Raw genomic sequence first — 17,415 nt, 5'->3', positions numbered from 1 at the left:
GGGGGTCATTCCATCCACACCAGGGACGCCAGGCGTCCCGTCGGTGCGTCGCGCCGGTGGCTGAACAGGTTGCGGTCCTCCACCGTGCAGCGCGGGTCGATGTCGATGGCTTTAACGCCCAAATCCGTTAGCTGCCGGGCAATTCCGGCTCGCAAGTCAAGCCCCGGGGTATTTCTGGCCGTCGTCGTGCGGCTGCCGGGAAGCGTCATCTCGACCTCAGCGGCCATCGCCTCAGGGACCTCGTAGTTGCGGCCGCTGATCGACGGGCCGAGCAGTACCGAGATGTCCTCGACGTGCGCACCCACGTCGAGCATCGCCTCGACCGTGCGCGTCACGATGCCGTTCTGCGCCCCCACCCGGCCCGCGTGCGCGCCGGCCACGACGCCGGCGCGCGCGTCCCCCAATAAAACCGGAACACAATCGGCGCTTACCACGGCCAAAGCCAAACGCGCCCTGGTGGTTACCAACGCATCGGTTTTGTCGACCGGCTCGGTCCGGTGTTCGTCGACCACGACCACGCGATCGCTGTGCACCTGGTTCATCCACACGACACCGTCGTCGCCGAGCCCGACCGCCGCAGCGAGCCGCTTGCGATTGGCGGCCACCGCGCCCGGGTCGTCGCCGACATGGTCGCCGAGATTGAAGGTGTCGAACGGCGGCGCGGAGACACCACCGGCGCGGGTCGTTGTCACGCGCCGAATGCGAACCGTCACGTGTCCCAGTATCGCGGCGGTGTCAGTGGCGCATGAACGGCGGCACGTCGACGTCATCGTCGTCGTCCCCACCGATGCTGACCGTCGCGCCGTTGGTGTGCACCGGCACACTGACAGCATCGGCGGGCTCGAACAGCTGTGACGTCACCTTGCCCGCGGCCGCAGGTGCGATGGCCTGTCCGGCACCCACCACCGGCTTACGGCCCGGTCCCGCCGAATCGAAGCCGGCCGCGATCACCGTGACCCGGACCTCGTCGCCCAGCGAGTCGTCGATGACGGTGCCGAAGATGATGTTCGCTTCCGCGTGCGCCGCTTCCTGAACCAGCGAAGCCGCCTCGTTGATCTCGAAAAGTCCGAGGTCGCTGCCGCCGGCCACCGACAACAGCACGCCCTGAGCGCCCTCCATGGAAGCCTCGAGCAGCGGTGAATTGATCGCGATCTCCGCCGCCTTGAGCGCCCGACCGTCGCCGCGGGCCGAGCCGATACCCATCAATGCGGTGCCGGCTCCGCTCATCACGCCCTTGACGTCGGCGAAGTCGACGTTGATCAGACCAGGTGTGGTGATCAAGTCGGTGATGCCCTGCACACCGTTGAGGAGCACCTCGTCGGCGCTGCGGAACGCGTCCATCAACGACACCGCGGCATCACCCATCTGCAGCAGTCGGTCGTTGGGGATCACGATCAGGGTGTCGCAGCTCTCGCGCAAAGCGGTGATGCCGGTCTCGGCTTGATTGCTGCGGCGCTTGCCCTCGAAGGAGAACGGTCGCGTCACCACACCGACGGTCAGCGCGCCGAGCTTGCGCGCGATGGTCGCCACGACGGGCGCGCCACCGGTACCGGTGCCACCACCTTCGCCTGCGGTGACGAACACCATGTCGGCACCGCGCAGCAGTTCCTCGATGTCGTCCTTGGCATCCTCGGCCGCCTTGCGCCCGACCTCGGGGTCAGCACCGGCGCCGAGCCCGCGGGTGGAGTCGCGGCCCACGTCGAGCTTGACGTCGGCGTCGCTCATCAACAGCGCTTGCGCGTCGGTGTTGATGGCGATGAACTCAACGCCCTTGAGGCCCTGCTCGATCATTCGGTTGACGGCGTTGACGCCGCCGCCGCCGATGCCGACGACCTTGATCACGGCGAGGTAGTTGTGCGGGGGGGTCATCGGATCGCCCTTTCCTCCCAGGTTGGCTGTCGACACGCGGATCACCTCGGCAAACTCTCAACCTCAACCAGAGGGTTATAGTTATGTCAAGTTGATCCGTGCAACCAGAACGGTAGGGCGCGGTCGCGGACGATCCGTGCAGGCGCGCCGACACGCACGCAAAGATTTCTGCGCAATTACTTGACGGTCGGCAGATCCGGACTGGAGACGTCGTAGGTCTTGCCCGGCTGGGTGAGCAGCGCGCCGAGCTTGAGCGCCTTCTCCTCCGTGCGATCCGTCGTCCCCCAGATCACCTGACGTCCATCGGTGAGCTGCAGGGTGATGGCCGCGACCGAGGGCGCGTCGACGCGGGCAACCTGGGCGGCGACTTCGGGCCGCAGCGACGTCATGACCTCGAGCGCGGCCTTCGTGGGCGCATCGTGGGGTCCGGGATTCTTCGTATCGAGGTAAGGCACGCCCGGCGGCGGCACGCCGATAGCGAAGTCCACGCCGTCGCGGTCGAACAGGTGCGGTCCGTCCGGATAGTCCTTGACCACCACCGGTTCCCGCTCGACGATGGTCACCCGTAGCGTCGAGGGGTACTCCCGCTGCACCCGCACGGTCGCGACGCGCCGGATGCCGGCGATCCGCTCGGCGACCGTGTCGGTGTCGACCTGTAACAATGGCGTTCCCGGCGCGACGGCCGCGGCGTTGGTCACTTCTTCCTGTGTCACCGCACCCAGTCCTACGACGACGATGTTGCGGGCGGACATCACCGGCGTGAAGTACAGCAGCAGGCCGAGTCCGACGACGATCACGCTGATCAACGCCGACCACATCAGCAACTTGAGACCCCGAACCGTGCCGTGGCCAACCTTTTTCGTGGTGACGATGCCGGTGGCGCGCCGCTTGGCCTCGCGACGGGCCTCTTCGATGGCGGTGGCGCGCGCCTGGGCCGCGCGTCGTTCTTCGCGTTCCCGTCGTGCGCGGCGCCGCGGTCCCTCAAAATCGGTTTCTTGCGGCTCTGCGTCGGGTTCGGCAGGCGCATCCCCCTCGACGGCTTCGGCCTCGCTCGTTTCGGCCTCGGCCGTCGGCTCGCCGGCTTCCGACGGCTCGGTGGGCTCGGTCATCGAACCGGCCCGCCGGGTGCACCGCGGTTGACCTTGGCGCGCAGCGCCGCAAGGATTTCCGTGCCGAGCATCGTGACGTCGCCCGCCCCCATGGTGGTGACGACATCACCGGGGCTCACCGCTTCGGCCACCCGCTCGGCGACGGCCGAGAAGTCCGGAATGTAGGTGACCGGAACCGTGACGTGTTCGGCAACGCTCGCACCGCTGATACCCGGTATGGGCTGTTCGCGCGCCGCGTAGACGTCGAGCACGAACACCTGGTCGGCGGTGTTCAGCGCCTGCCCGAACTCCCGCGCGAAAGCCTCTGTCCGCGAATACAAGTGGGGTTGGAACACCACGACCGAACGGCCTGTTCCCGCCACCGTCCGCAATGTGCTCAGGTTGGCGTTCACCTCGGTCGGATGGTGCGCGTAGTCGTCGAAGACCCGCACACCGTGGACGGTGCCGACCAACTCCATACGGCGACGCACACCTTCGAAGCCGGCCAATCCGTCCAGCACCGCGTCGACGGGCGCCCCGACGTTCACGGCCGCGATCAGCGCGGCGAGCGCATTGAGCGCCATATGTCTACCCGGCACCGCCAGCCGCAGCACCCACGGCTGCGGGTCACCGGCCAACTTGATGTGCGCGACGGCGCCGGTGTCGTGTTGTTCCCAGCTCAGCAGCGCGGCGTCGGTCGCCACGGCTGGATCGCTGCCATAGCGCAATACCCGGATACCGAGGGCCGCCGTGCGTTCGGCGAGCGCTGCGGCGCCGGGGTCGTCGACGCACACCACAAGTGCGCCACCGGGTTTGATGCGCTCGACGAAGTCGTCAAAGACGGCGCGGTAGGCCTCCACGCTGCCGTAGAAATCGAGGTGGTCGGCGTCGATGTTGGTGACCACCGCGATGTCGGGGCTGTACTCCAGCAGTGAGCCGTCGCTCTCGTCGGCCTCCGCGACGAAGCAGTCGCCGCTGCCGTGGTGGGCGTTGGTGCCCGCCTCGCCGAGGTCGCCGCCGACCGCGAAGGACGGGTCGAAACCACAATGCTGCAGGGCGACGATCAGCATCGACGTGGTCGTCGTCTTGCCGTGGGTGCCGGTCACCATCAGGGTGGTGTCACCGGCCATGAGCTTGGCCAGCACGACGGGCCGCAGGATCACCGGGATGCCGCGGCGGCGGGCCTCGACCAGTTCGGGGTTCGTCTTGGGGATCGCGGCATGCGTGGTGACGACGGCCGTCGGTCCGCCCGGCAGCAGGTCGAGCGAGGATTCGTCGTGCCCGATGCGAATCGACGCGCCGCGCGCCTGCAGCGCCACCACGCCACGCGATTCCTTGGCATCCGAGCCGGACACCATCCCGCCGCGGTCCAACAGAATGCGGGCGATACCCGACATGCCGGCTCCGCCGATGCCGACCATGTGCACCCGCTGCAACTCCTCCGGGAGCGCCTTCGCGTTCACCGCGCACTCGTTCCGTCGGACCCACGCGCGATGCCGAGAGCCACCTCGGCAACCTTCTGCGCGGCGTCGCGGTGCCCGGCCAACGCGGCGGCCGCCGTCATCGCCTGCAATCGCCCTGTCTCGGTGAACAATCCGACGACAGTCTCGGCGACGAATTGCGGCGACAGGTCCGCATCGTCGACGACGAGGCCGCCACCGGCCTTGACGACGGGCAGCGCGTTGAGTCGTTGCTCCCCGTTGCCGATCGGAAGCGGCACATAGACGGCGGGCAGTCCGACGGCCGTCACCTCGGCCACCGTCATCGCCCCCGAACGGCAGACCGCGAGGTCGGCCGCGGCGTAGGCGAGGTCCATCCTGTCGAGGTAGGGAACGGCGACATACGGCGGATCGCCGTCGGCCGGCTCGCGCAAGTCGAGGGTGTTCTTGGGGCCGTGGGCGTGTAGCACCGAGATGCCGGACGCCGCAAGATCTTTGGCGGCTGCGGAGATTGCGCGGTTGAGCGACTGTGCACCCTGTGAACCGCCGAAGACCAACAGCACCTTGGCATCGGCGTCGAACCCGAAGTGGGCGCGCGCCTCCGCACGCAACGCCATTCGGTCCAGCGACGTGATCGCCGCACGCACCGGAACCCCGACGACCTCCACGTCGCGAAGACCGGGATCCGGCACCGCTGAAAGCACCCGTCGCGCAAACCGGGCACCCACCCGGTTCGCCCAACCTGCACTGGCATTGGCCTCGTGGACCACCACCGGCACCCGCTGGCGGGCGGCCAGATACGCGGGCAGCGCGACGTAGCCACCGAATCCGATCACCACGTCGGCGTCGACATCGGCGAGCACGGCGCGGGTCTGTCGCACCGCCTTGCGGATCCGCCACGGCAGCCGGGCCAGGTCCGCGGACGGCTTGCGCGGAAGCGGAACCGGCGTGATCAATTCCAGGTCATAGCCGCGTTCGGGCACCAACCGCGTCTCCAGACCGCGTTCGGTGCCCAGCGCGGTGATCCGCACGTCGGGATCGATCGCTCGCAGCGCGTCTGCCACCGCCATCGCCGGTTCGACATGGCCCGCGGTACCACCACCCGCGAGTACCACCGATACCGTTTTGCTCACCCGTAATGCTGACCTTCCAGTGTGCGAACCCGTCGGCCTTTGCGATCTCGGCCGTCTCCATGATGCCTTGGGGCTCGCACGGCCCGAGCAGCCGTGGCGGTTTGGCGCCGGTTCTCACCGGTGGGCTTGCGGGCTCTGCTGGTAGCGGGCTTGGCGGCTTTGGTCGCCTTCGCGCCCCCGCCACGAGTCGCAGGCCGCGGCCGGGCGTCCTTCTTGGGTCCCTTCGATTTACCTCCGCGCGTGCGCAGCCGGTCGCGCAGCGCCTCGGTGCGGCTGGGCACATACGGCTGCGGCAGCGGCAGTCGTAGCAGCCGGTTGACCCGGTCGTCACGTCCCGCGCGCAGTGCGGCGACAGCTTCGGGTTCGTGTCTCGCCGCATTCGCCATGACGCCGACCATCAACAGCGTTGTGGCCGTTGATGTTCCGCCAGCGGAGATCAGCGGGAGCTGCAGCCCGGTCACCGGCAGCAGGCCCACCACGTAGCCGACGTTGATGAAAACCTGACCCATCACCCACAGCGTCGCGGTGGCGGTCAGCAGCCGCAGGAACGGATCGGCCGAGCGCCGCGCGATCCGCATCCCGGTATAGGCGAACAGCCCGAACAGGCAGAGCAGACCCGCCGCCCCGACGAAGCCGAGTTCCTCTCCGATGATGGCGAAGATGAAGTCGTTGTGCGCGTTGGGCAGGTAGTTCCACTTAGCCGTGCCCTGCCCCAGTCCGTCACCGAAGAAACCGCCGTTGGCCAGCGCGAAGCGGGCCTGACGGGCCTGGTAGCCGGACCCCTGGGAGTCGGCGCCGGGATTCAGCCACGACATCACGCGGTCGGATCGGTAGCCCTCGGCCATGGCCAGCGCGGCCGCGGACAGGATGACCGCGAGCAGCGACGACAGGAAGACCCGCAGCGGCAGACCGGCGTACCAGAGCAGACCGAGCAGGATGATGCCCAGCGACACCGTCTGCCCGAGGTCGGGCTGGGCGACGATGAGTGCCAGCGCAATCACCGCGGCGGGTACCAGTGGGATCAACATCTCGCGCAGCGAGGCTCGATCCATCCGACGGGTGGCCAGCAGGTGCGCACCCCAGAGCAGGAACGCGATCTTCGCCAGTTCCGACGGCTGCATGGAGAAGCCTGCAACGACGAACCAGCCTCGAGAACCGTTGGCCACCTTGCCGATTCCTGGGATCAGCACCAGGATCAACAAAACGATCGAGATGGCGAAACCGCTGAACGCCAGGCTGCGCATCAGGTGGATCGGTACCCGCATCGCGACATAGAACGCGAACAGGCCGACCACGGTCCACAGCACCTGCCGGGCGAACACCATCCACGGCGACCCGTCGGTGTCGTAGGAGTACACACCCGAGGCGGACAGGACCATCGTCAGGCCGAGGATCACCAGCAGCGTCGCGACGGCGATGATCAGGTGGAACGACGTCATCGGCCTGCCGAGCCAGGCGCCGAACCGGGTGCGGGGAGCGGGCTCCGCGGCGTCGGCCAGCTGGTCGTCACCCGTCCTGCGGAGCCGCAATCGGGTCAGGATGTTGCTCATCGCTGCTACCGGGACAGGGCTCGCACGGCCGCGGCGAATGCATCGCCGCGGTGGCCGTAGCCGCTGAACTGGTCGAAGGATGCCCCGGCCGGTGCCAGCAGGACGGTGTCACCAGGGCCGGCGAGACGTGACGCGGCCTCGATGACGGCAGCCATCACCGCCTCTCCAGTCACACCAGTCTCATCTTTCCCTTGCACCCCAAAATCCTCCCCCGTCACAGGCTCAACAACGGGGACATCCGGGGCGTGTCGCGATAACGCATTGGCGATCAGCTCACGGTCGCGGCCGATCAGCACCGCCCCGACCAGCCGATTCCCGACCGCTGCCACGAGTTCTTCGACCGACGCGCCCTTCAGCAGGCCGCCGGCGATCCACACCACGCGCGGATACGCGGCGATCGAAGCCTGCGCCGCGTGCGGGTTCGTAGCCTTGGAATCGTCGATGTACGTCACGCCGTCGTGGGTGCCGATGACTTCGGCGCGGTGCCTGCCCACCTGGAAATCCGCGAGCGCGCCGGCGATGGGCTCCGGCCCGACGCCGACCGCGCGGGCCAGCGCCGCCGCGGCCAGCGCGTCGAGCATGCCGACCGGGCCGGCAACCGTGATGGACGCTGCAGACGCCAGCGGCGCCCGCTCACCGAACGCGTTGTCGACGAGCATGCCGTCGTGCACGCCGAGTTCCCCCGACGCCGGTTCGCCCAGCCGGAAGCCGACCCGTACCGGGGCCGCCGCCGTGTCCAGCAGACCCGCGGCGATCGGGTCGTCGAGGCCGACGACCGCGACCTGGCCGTTGAGCACTCGGGCCTTGTCGCTCGCGTAGGCCTCCAGGCTGCCGTGCCAGTCCAGGTGGTCCTCGGCGACGTTGAGCACGACACCCGCCGCCGGCCGCAGCGACGGCGCCCAGTGCAGCTGGAAGCTCGACAGCTCGACCGCCAGCACCTCGGAGGGTTCGGCAAGCACGTCAAGTACGGGGTTGCCAATGTTGCCGCACAGGACAGCGCGACGTCCCGCCGCGATCAGCATGGCGTGCAGCATCGACGTCGTCGTCGTCTTCCCGTTCGTTCCGGTGACGACGAGCCATTGCCGCGGCGGGCCGAAGTGGCCGGAACTGTCCAGCCGCCAAGCCAATTCGACGTCCCCCCAAATCGGCACGCCCGCCGTCGCCGCGGCCGCCAGCACAGGAGCGGTCGGCGAAAACCCGGGACTGGTCACCACCAGGTCGTAGTCGGCGATGTTCGACTGCGCGTCGGCGGTGGTCACCACGCGCGCCGGCGTGATCAGGCGCTGCAGCGCCAGCGGATCATCGTCGCAGATCGTCAGCCGCACCCCGGTCGGCTCCAGCACGGCGCTCACCGAACGGCCAGTGATGCCCGCACCGGTCACGAGGACGCGCGCACCGGGCACCAGAATCGAGAGATCGCTCACGTCACCCACCGACGGTGGTGAACCACTCGCTGTAGAACAGCGCGACGCCGAGCCCGCAGGCGATGGCGGTCAACAGCCAGAACCGGATGATCACCGTGGTTTCGGCCCAGCCCACCAATTCGAAATGGTGATGGAACGGCGCCATCCGGAAGACGCGGCGCCCGGTGGTGCGGAACGCCAGGATCTGCACGACGACCGATGTGACCTCGGCGACGAACAACGCGCCGAGGACGACCGCGAGCATCTCGGTGCGGCTGGTCACCGACAGACCGGCGATGATGCCGCCCAGCGCGAGCGATCCGGTGTCGCCCATGAAAATCTTGGCGGGCGCGGCGTTCCACCACAGGAAACCGATACAGGCACCTGCCGTCGCCGCCGCGACGATCGCGAGGTCGAGCGGGTCACGGACGTTGTAACAGCCCAAACCGGGACTGATCGCGCACGCGTTGCGGAACTGCCAGAAGGTGATCAGCACGTAAGCCGCACAGACCATCGCCATCGCCCCGGCGGCCAGCCCGTCCAGGCCGTCGGTGAAGTTCACCGCGTTGGACCACGCATAGATCATCGTGACGCAGAACAGGATGAACAGCGCGGGCGGCAATGTGACCGTGGCGATTTCACGGACGTAGGACAAATCGGGGCTGCCCGGTGTCAGCCCGTCGGAGTTGCGGAACTGCAGCGCGAGTACGCCGAAAATCACGGCGGCGGACAGAATGCCGACGGTCTTGGCCGTCTTGTTCAGCCCGAGGTTGCGCGACCGCCGGATCTTGATCAGATCGTCGACGAAGCCGACGAAGCCCAGCGCGGTCGCCAGGCCCAACACGAGCATCCCCGACGCCGACGGGCCCCTACCGTCGATCACCACGCCGACGAGGTGGGTGCCGAGATAGGAGGCCCAGATACCCGCGACGATCGCCACCCCGCCCATCGACGGCGTGCCGCGCTTCTTGTGGTGGCTGGGCGGACCGTCCTCGCGGATCTCGTGGCCGAAACCCTGCCTGGTGAACAGGCGGATCAGCACCGGGGTGAGCAGAATCGAAACCGTCAGTGCGATCCCGACGGCGATGAGGATCTGCCTCATGCCAGCGGATCCCCCTCATCGGCGATCAGGACATCGGCCAGCGCGCCGAGCCCGGCCGAGTTGGAGCCTTTGACGAGCACCACGTCACCGGGCCGCAGTTCGGACCGGAGAACAGCCAGCGCGGCGTCGGCGTCGGCCACCATGGTGGCCTCGGGGCCCCACGACCCCTCCATCACCGCGCCGTGGTGCATGGCGCTCATAGCCCTCCCGGTTCCGATGACGATCAGTCGTGACACATCTAATCGCACGGCCAACCGGCCGATGCTGTCATGCTCGGATATCGCGTCGTCACCGAGTTCGGCCATCTCGCCCAAAACCGCCCAGCTGCGACGTCCTCCCCCATCCCCGCGCGCCATCCACGCCAGCGCCTTGAGACCCGCACGCATGGAGTCGGGGTTGGCGTTGTAGGCGTCATTGACGATCGTGACACCGTCGGCGCGGGTGACGACCTGCATGCGGTGCCGAGACGCCGGACCCGCCGCGGCCAGGGCGGCCACCACCTGGTCGAGCGTCGCACCGCATTCGAGCGCGACGGCGGCCGCACACAACGCGTTGGACACCTGGTGGTCGCCGTGCACAGCCAGGGTGACGTCCACCTGGCCACCGCCCCCGTGCAGCGTGAACCGCGGCCGCGCCAGTTCGTCGAGCGTCACCGCGTCGGCCCACACATCCGCGTCGGCTGACCTCGACACCCGCACGACCCGCGCCGCCGTCACGTCGGCCATCGCGGCCACCGCGGCGTCGTCGACATTGAGAACGACCGCCCCTGATGACGGGACAGCTTGGGGCAGTTCAGCTTTCGTCGCCGCGATCGCTTCTCGTGACCCGAACTCACCGAGATGCGCGGTGCCGACGTTGAGTACGACTGCGATCGACGGCGGTGCGATGGCGGCCAGGGCCGCGATGTTGCCGCGGTGCCGCGCGGACATCTCCAGCACCAGGTAGTCGGTTGACTCCGTCGCCCGCAACACCGTCCACGGATGACCGAGTTCGTTGTTGAACGAGCCGGGCGGCGCGATCACCTCACCGAGCGGGGTGAGGACAGCTGCCAGCAGATCCTTGGTCGACGTCTTGCCCGACGAACCGGTGACGCCGACGATCGTCAGTCCACCGTCGACCAGGCGAGCGGCGACGGCGGCGGCGAGGCGCGCCAGAGCGGCCAGCACCGCGGCCCCCGAACCGTCGGTGTCGTATTCGAGCACGCTGGCGGTTCCGTCGCCGGCCGACGGGGCAGCGGGCTCGACGACGATCGCCGGCGCGCCGACGGGCCGGGCGGCGAGCACCACCACCGCACCGCGTTCGACCGCCGCGGCCGCGAAGTCGTGTCCGTCGGAACGGGCACCGGGCAGCGCGAGGAACAGGCCGCCGGGGCCGACGGCGCGCGAGTCGAACTCGACGGTTCCGGTGACGCGCGTCGCCGCCGCCTGTTCGGGGCTGATGTCGGCGAGCCGTCCACCGACGATGTCCGCGATCTCCGCGATGGTCAGGGCGATCACGTGGGGGTCCCCAAGGCCTCGAGGGCTGCGGCGAGCTCGTCGCGATCGTCGAACGGCCGGGTCACACCGTGGCTGGTCTGTCCCGGCTCGTGTCCCTTACCGGCGATCAGCACGATGTCGCCCGGTTGCGCCCAGGAGACGGCGAAGTCGATGGCCTGACGGCGGTCCCCGATTTCGACCACTTCTGCGCGCCCCGCCGTGCCCGCGACGATCTCGGCACGGATGGCCGCGGGGTCCTCGTCGCGGGGGTTGTCGTCGGTGACCACGACGAGCTCTGCGAGGGCGGCGGCGACCTGCCCCATCGGTGCACGCTTGCCGGGGTCCCGATTACCGCCGGCGCCGAACACGACGGCCAGCCGGCCCGCGCCCTGCTCCCGCAGCGTCTGCAGCACCGCTTCCAACGCGCCGGGCTTGTGCGCATAGTCGACCAGCGCCAGGAATGGCTGGCCGCGGTCGACGGACTCCAGGCGTCCGGGCACGCTCGCCGTCCGCAGCCCGTGCGCGGCCTGCTCCGGTGACACCCCGACGGCGTCCAACAGCGCCACCGCGAGCAGACAGTTCGCGACGTTGTAGCGCCCCGGCAGGCCGATCCTCAGCCCGTGGTGCACCCCAGCGGGGTCGACGGCAACGAATTCCTGGGCACCCGCGTCGACCGCCCGGACGTCTTCGACGCACCAATCGGCGGCGGCTCCGCTCGTGCTGACCGATACCGGATCGTGCGCGAGCCCGGCGATCGCGCGGCCCGCGTCGTCGTCGACGCACACCACCGAAACGCTTGCGTGCGTTGGAGATTCGGGATCGAACAGCTTGGCCTTGGCGTCGAAGTAGTCCTGCATCGTCGGATGGAAGTCCAGATGGTCGCGGGACAGGTTGGTGAACCCGCCGACCGCGAAGCGGACCCCGTCGACGCGTCCCAGGGTCAGCGCGTGGCTCGACACCTCCATCACCACGGTGTCGACGCCCTGTTCGGCCATCACCGCCAGCAGCGCCTGCAGGTCGGGGGCCTCCGGTGTGGTGAGCGCGCTGGGCTGATCGCGGCCGTCGATCCGGATGCCGACCGTCCCGATGAGTCCGGGCATCCGGTCGGCCGAACGCAAACCGGCCTCGACGAGATAGGTCGTGGTCGTCTTACCCGATGTCCCGGTAACGCCGATGACGCGCAGCTTCTCCGACGGATGCCCGTAGACCGTGGCGGCGATCTCGCCGAGCACCGAGCGCGGAGCCGGGTGGACGAGCACCGGGACGCCGACATCGGCACCGATCTCGGCGACTCCCGCGGCGTCGGTCAGGATCGCGACGGCCCCGCGCGATACCGCCTCGGCGGCATGGCGGGCACCGTGCGACGAGGCACCGGGCAGTGCGGCGAACAGATCCGAGGCCTGCACGTCCTGGCTGCGCAGCGTGACCCCGGTGATCCGGATGTCGGGGACTCGCGGGCCGTGCGCCGGAACCGCCGCGACCTGCGCGGCAACCAGTCCGAGCGCGCTTCCGGCAGGGTGGCTGGGACGCAGGTTCATGGCGATGACACGTTACCGGCCCGGTGTCCGGCCCATTCCCCTGGCAAGCCGTGGGCCCAGGCCGCTCAGTCCGCTTGCAGAGTCAGCCGCGGTCCCTCGGGTGAGAGCGGCACGTTCTCCCGCTGAAGCAACCAGGAGGCGATGTTGTGGAACAGCGGTGCCGCGGTCGTCCCGGGTTGGCCGTCGGCCGTGCGGTGCGGGTTGTCCATCATCACGCCGATGACGTAGCGCGGGTCGTCGGTCGTGGCGATGCCGGCGAAGGTGATCCAGTACACGTCGCTGTAGTAGCAGCCGCACGCCGGGTTGATCTGCTGCGCCGTGCCCGTCTTGCCGGACAGCTGGTAGCCCTCGACGGCGCCCTGCGACCCGGTGCCCTGCTGGACGCCCATCGGATCGCGCTGCAGCGTCGCGCGCAGCATCTGCCGCACCGTCTGCGCGGTCTGCGCCGACACCACCCGAATCCCTTCCGGCCGAGGTTCGTCGGTGCGGCTCCCGTCGGGGGCGATGGTGCTCTTCACGATGCGCGGCGGGACGCGCACGCCATCGTTGGCGATCGCCTGGTACATGGCCGTCATCTGCAACAGAGTCATCGAAAGACCCTGTCCGATAGGCAAGTTGGAGAACGTACTGCCCGACCACTGGTCGATCGGCGGGACCAGGCCCGCGCTCTCCCCCGGCAGCCCGACGTTGGTGCGCTGGCCGAGGCCGAACTTGCGCACCATCTCGAAGTACTTCTCCGGCCCGAGGCGCTGGGCCAGCATCAGGGTGCCGACGTTCGAGGACTTCCCGAAGATCCCGGTGGTGGTGTACGGCATGACGCCGTGCTCCCAGGCGTCGCCGACGGTGACGCCGCCCATGTTGATCGAGCCCGGCACCTGCAGCACCTCGTCGGGGTTGGACAGCCCGTACTCGATCACCGACGCGGCGGTGATGATCTTGTTGACCGACCCGGGTTCGAACGGCGAGGACACCGAGAGGTTGCCCAGCTGCCGGTTTTCCTGCCTGCCGATGTCCTGGCTCGGATCGAAGGTGTTGTCGTTCGCCATCGCCAGGACTTCACCGGTCTTCGCGTCCAGCACCACCGCAGACGCGTTCTTCGCACCGGAGAGGTCCTTGGCCTGCTGCACCTGCTGCTGGACATAGAACTGGATGTCGTCGTCGAGGGTCAGCACGACCGTCGACCCGTCGACCGCGTCGTGGCGGTTGCGGTAGCTCCCGGGGATCACCACACCGTCGGACCCCCGGTCGTACGTGACCGAACCGTCGGTGCCGGCCAGTACCGCGTCCAGCGAGTCCTCCATGCCCAGCAGACCGTGGCCGTCCCAGTCGATTCCGCCGACGATGTTGGCCGCCAATGCCCCGCCCGGGTACTGGCGCAGATCCTGCCGCTCCGAGCCGACTTCGGGGAACTTCGTGGTGATGACGTCGGCGAGGGCAGGGTCGACCGCGCGGGCCAGGTAGACGAATGTCTCGTTGCTCTTGAGCTTCTTCAACACCGTGGCCGCGTTCGGCTTGTTGTTGAGGCGCAGCGCCACCTCATCGGCGATCTCGCGCAGCCTGGTCTCCGGATTCGGCGCCTCCGACGTCTTCGCCCGCGCCTCTTCCAACTGCTTGCGCACCCGTACCGGCTGGAACGTCAGCGCGCGCGCCTCGATGGTGAAGGCCAGTTTGTCGTTGTTGCGGTCGACGATCGCCCCGCGCACAGCCTGGTCGACGTCGGTGACCTTGAGCTGGCTCGCGGCCTCCGCGCGCAGACCCTCGGCGCGCGGAACCTGGAGGTGGAACAGCTGTGCGGCCGCGACGATCAGCACCAGGAAGATGACGGCGTTGCCGACGCGATGTCGAAATACGAACGACGCGCTACGTATGCCCCCCTCGGCCGACGGCGTTCGGGTGCGTCGCGACCGCGCGGAGCGCTCCTGCGTCTTCGCCGTCTTTCCCGCGGTGCGCGCCTTCGACTTGCCAGCGACGGGACCCTTGTCGCGGCGGCTCATGCCGGTGCGCCGGGGATCGGCGCGACGGGTCCGGGCGCCTGTGGTGCAGCCTCGACCGGTGGCACCTGCAGCGGCTGCTGGATCACCGGCGCCGAGGGTGCCGCTGGTGTCGCGGGCAGCGGCCCCAGTGCGGGCAGCGTGCCTTGGGTCGCGTGCGGTACCTCGACACCGGGCGTGGCCGCCGGTGGGACCGCGGGGATCGGCACGGGCTGGCTGATGCCCGGGATGGGCTGGCTGGCGCCGGGCGTCGGCACGAGCGCAGGTCGCTCCGGTATCCGCACGGTGAGTTCACGCGGTTCGGTGACGCGCGCCGCCGGAGCCTGCGGAGGTGCGGGCGGCGCTTCCTCGGGAAGCGGCGTGTTCAGCGGGGGCGGTGGAACGCCTTCGGCCGGTTTGGGAGTGCCGACGACGATCCAGTTTCCCGACGGATCCTGCACGAGGTGCGCGGTGTCCCGCGACGGGATCATGCCCAGGCCGCGAGCCGCCTCGGCCAGCGCGGGCGCCGCCTGCGCCTCGAGGACGTCCCGCTCCAGCGCTTCTTTCTGTTGCAGCAGAGCCTGATTCGTCTCACGGGCGTTTCCGAGCTGATACGAACGCTCGGCGGCGTCGGTCGACAACCACAGTGTGGTTCCCAGACCTGCACCGAGCGATCCGATGACCAAGACAACGAACGGCACCCTGGCGATCAGCGCGCGGGGACGCAGGTCGACAGATGACAGTGTGACGAGGATGCGCTCGCGTAGCGGAGGACGAATGACCTTGGGCGCCTTGGCCTTACGCGCCTTGGCGCGTGCCTTGGCCTGGCCGGAGCTCTTCGGCCGGGCCGGAGCACCGGCGGGCCGCGGAATCGGGGCGGTCTGCGGCGCGGACCGCCGCGGCCGCTGGTCGCGGGCGGTCTGCGGCGCGGACCGCCGCGGCCGCTGGTCGCGGGCGGGCTTGCGGCGCGAGGGCGCTTCGGCGGGACGACCACCGTTTCGGGGGTTGCGACGCTCGTCGGTCCCGCGCACAGGTGCCGAACGCTTGACCTGCTTGCGCTGCTTGGCCTGCTTGCGTTGTTTTGCCTGATTGCTCTGCTTGGCCTTCATCGTGGCTCCCCCACCTTTTCCAGCGCCCGTAGCCGCACACTTGCGCTACGTGGGTTGATTGCGATCTCTTCGTTCCCCGCACGCTCGGCGCCACGGGTCAAGGCGACGAATTCCGGTTCATGACCGGGCAATTCGACCGGCAGGTCTTGCGGTGTCCTGGATGCCGTGGCCGCCGAGAATTGGTTCTTCACGATGCGGTCCTCCAGGGACTGGTAGGCCATCACCACGATCCGTCCGCCGGGCGTCAGCGCGTCGAGGGCGGCGGGCAGCGCGGTGCGCAGCGAGTCCAGTTCTCCGTTGACGGCGATGCGCAGCGCCTGGAACGTCCGCTTCGCGGGGTGTCCGCCGGTGCGGCGGGCGGGTGCGGGTATCGCCTGGTACAGCAGCTCGACCAGCTCGGCGGTGGTCGAGAACGGCCGGATGGCGCGCCTTCGCGCGATCTGCGAGGCGATCCGGTTGGCGAACCGCTCCTCGCCGAACTCACGCAGCAGCCGCGCCAGCGTGCGCTGGTCGTAGGTGTTGACGACCTCCGCCGCGGTCAGCGGCGCGTCGGGGTCCATCCTCATGTCCAGCGGTGCGTCCACGGCGTAGGAGAAGCCACGTTCGGTGCGGTCCAGCTGCATCGAGGAGACCCCGAGGTCGAAGAGGATGCCGGCCACTGCGAATTCGCCGCCGCGTGCCCAGTCACCGGACTGCTCGAGTGCGCCTTCGATCCCGTCGTAGCGGGTACGCACCAGCAGCACCCGGTCGCCAAAAGCGGACAGCCGCTCGCCGGCGATCCAGAGGGCATTGGGATCGCGGTCCAGCCCGATGAGCCGCAGAGCGGGGAACTCGGTGAGAAATCGCTCGGCATGGCCACCTGCGCCGAGCGTCGCATCGATGAGCACGGCGCCGCTGCCGTCGGCGGCGTTGCGGGTCAGCGCCGGGGCGAGGAGTTCGACGCAGCGGTCGAGGAGGACCGGGACGTGCCCGTGATCGGGAACGTTGATTTCGTCAGGCATCGCCCAACCTCCAGGTAGGCCACCGGTGAAGACCCGTGCATCGAGGTCCCTGTCCGAGGGTGCGGACCTGGCGTCGGGGAAGTACGCCAGGGCCGGGTCGGACAGAGGCCACGATGCATGGGCACCGAGCCGGTCGAGTCCCGCATCAGATGATGTCGTGCAGAGCTTCATCTGTGGCCGCGGAGAAGTTCTCTTCGTGCGTCTGCTGGTATTCCTGCCACGCCGCCGAATCCCAGATCTCCAGGTAGTCAACCGATCCGATCACCACGCAGTCCTTCGACAGGTTGGCGTAGCGACGATGATCGGCCGACAAGGTGATCCGGCCTTGTGAGTCGGGGTGCTGTTCGTCGGTGGCCGCGGCCAGGTTGCGCAGAAATGCCCGAGCCTCCGGATTGCTCCGAGACGCCTGCGACGCCCGTCGTGCCAGCTTTTCGAACTCTGCGCGCGGGTACACGGCGAGGCTGTGATCTTGGCCTTTGGTGACCATCAACCCTCCTGCCAGCGCGTCGCGGAACTTGGCGGGCAGTGTGAGCCGCCCCTTGTCGTCGAGCTTCGGCGTGTAGGTGCCGAGAAACATCTCGCCACCTCCCGCGCCGTCCGGAGCCCCGGTCGCTCCGTTGCCGCCACTTTACCCCACAATCCCCCACATCACTCCATTTGATACCAAGATTTGTTCGCGCGTCCCCACCTAGCAGGGACATCGGTGACATTTCCACACCCTCGTTCGACATCGGGAGC

Annotated in this window: 14 protein-coding genes; all 14 read right to left on the bottom strand. The window is 68.8% G+C overall.

All coding sequences use genetic code 11. The features are described 5' to 3' along the window. Nucleotides 1–5: 5 nt before the first annotated feature. Nucleotides 6–713, bottom strand: a complete 708-nt coding sequence (gene pgeF, locus G6N36_RS02335; RefSeq protein WP_179964700.1) for a peptidoglycan editing factor PgeF — start codon at nt 711–713, stop codon at nt 6–8. A 22-nt stretch (nt 714–735) separates the two neighbouring features. Continuing rightward, entirely contained in the window at nt 736–1,869 is a 1,134-nt protein-coding gene (gene ftsZ, locus G6N36_RS02330) for a cell division protein FtsZ (RefSeq protein WP_163690324.1), read from the bottom strand. Nucleotides 1,870–2,045: 176 nt separating this feature from the next. After that, the gene (locus G6N36_RS02325) at nt 2,046–2,978 is read right to left on the bottom strand and encodes a cell division protein FtsQ/DivIB (protein WP_163684605.1); all 933 of its coding nucleotides are present in this window, start codon (nt 2,976–2,978) and stop codon (nt 2,046–2,048) included. Continuing rightward, nucleotides 2,975–4,378: a UDP-N-acetylmuramate--L-alanine ligase gene (gene murC / locus G6N36_RS02320; protein WP_276067788.1), complete on the bottom strand. Its 1,404-nt coding sequence runs from the start codon at nt 4,376–4,378 to the stop codon at nt 2,975–2,977. The genes G6N36_RS02325 and murC overlap by 4 nt, the downstream gene beginning before the upstream one ends. A gap of 38 nt (nt 4,379–4,416) precedes the next feature. Beyond that, nucleotides 4,417–5,529, bottom strand: coding sequence for an undecaprenyldiphospho-muramoylpentapeptide beta-N-acetylglucosaminyltransferase (gene murG / locus G6N36_RS02315; protein WP_163684601.1), 1,113 nt, complete (start codon nt 5,527–5,529; stop codon nt 4,417–4,419). Then, the gene (gene ftsW / locus G6N36_RS02310; RefSeq protein WP_163684599.1) at nt 5,526–7,079 is read right to left on the bottom strand and encodes a putative lipid II flippase FtsW; all 1,554 of its coding nucleotides are present in this window, start codon (nt 7,077–7,079) and stop codon (nt 5,526–5,528) included. The genes murG and ftsW overlap by 4 nt, the downstream gene beginning before the upstream one ends. Before the next feature lie 5 nt (nt 7,080–7,084). Further along, nucleotides 7,085–8,512, bottom strand: coding sequence for a UDP-N-acetylmuramoyl-L-alanine--D-glutamate ligase (gene murD, locus G6N36_RS02305; protein WP_163684597.1), 1,428 nt, complete (start codon nt 8,510–8,512; stop codon nt 7,085–7,087). Beyond that, a complete protein-coding gene (gene mraY / locus G6N36_RS02300; RefSeq protein ID WP_083125477.1) occupies nt 8,505–9,584 on the bottom strand; it encodes a phospho-N-acetylmuramoyl-pentapeptide-transferase in 1,080 nt (359 codons plus the stop codon). Before mraY ends, murD begins: the two co-directional genes overlap by 8 nt. Continuing rightward, nucleotides 9,581–11,080, bottom strand: coding sequence for a UDP-N-acetylmuramoyl-tripeptide--D-alanyl-D-alanine ligase (locus G6N36_RS02295; RefSeq protein WP_163684595.1), 1,500 nt, complete (start codon nt 11,078–11,080; stop codon nt 9,581–9,583). Before G6N36_RS02295 ends, mraY begins: the two co-directional genes overlap by 4 nt. Beyond that, nucleotides 11,077–12,597 (bottom strand): UDP-N-acetylmuramoyl-L-alanyl-D-glutamate--2,6-diaminopimelate ligase, encoded by a 1,521-nt coding sequence (locus G6N36_RS02290; RefSeq protein WP_163684592.1) that lies wholly within the window; start codon nt 12,595–12,597, stop codon nt 11,077–11,079. Before G6N36_RS02290 ends, G6N36_RS02295 begins: the two co-directional genes overlap by 4 nt. Before the next feature lie 65 nt (nt 12,598–12,662). Beyond that, nucleotides 12,663–14,591, bottom strand: coding sequence for a peptidoglycan D,D-transpeptidase FtsI family protein (locus G6N36_RS02285; RefSeq protein ID WP_163684590.1), 1,929 nt, complete (start codon nt 14,589–14,591; stop codon nt 12,663–12,665). Further along, on the bottom strand, nt 14,588–15,676 hold the full coding sequence (locus tag G6N36_RS02280) for a cell division protein FtsL (protein ID WP_163684588.1): 1,089 nt from the start codon (nt 15,674–15,676) through the stop codon (nt 14,588–14,590). Before G6N36_RS02280 ends, G6N36_RS02285 begins: the two co-directional genes overlap by 4 nt. Beyond that, the gene (rsmH, locus tag G6N36_RS02275; protein ID WP_179964699.1) at nt 15,673–16,848 is read right to left on the bottom strand and encodes a 16S rRNA (cytosine(1402)-N(4))-methyltransferase RsmH; all 1,176 of its coding nucleotides are present in this window, start codon (nt 16,846–16,848) and stop codon (nt 15,673–15,675) included. Before rsmH ends, G6N36_RS02280 begins: the two co-directional genes overlap by 4 nt. After that, nucleotides 16,823–17,254, bottom strand: coding sequence for a division/cell wall cluster transcriptional repressor MraZ (gene mraZ, locus G6N36_RS02270; protein WP_163684585.1), 432 nt, complete (start codon nt 17,252–17,254; stop codon nt 16,823–16,825). The genes rsmH and mraZ overlap by 26 nt, the downstream gene beginning before the upstream one ends. Nucleotides 17,255–17,415: the final 161 nt, after the last annotated feature.

The organism is Mycolicibacterium gadium (genome assembly GCF_010728925.1).
In the GTDB taxonomy this organism is placed as follows: Bacteria; Actinomycetota; Actinomycetes; order Mycobacteriales; family Mycobacteriaceae; genus Mycobacterium; species Mycobacterium gadium.
Note: the sequence above shows the minus strand (reverse complement) of the source record. Positions and strands in the feature narration are given on the sequence as shown.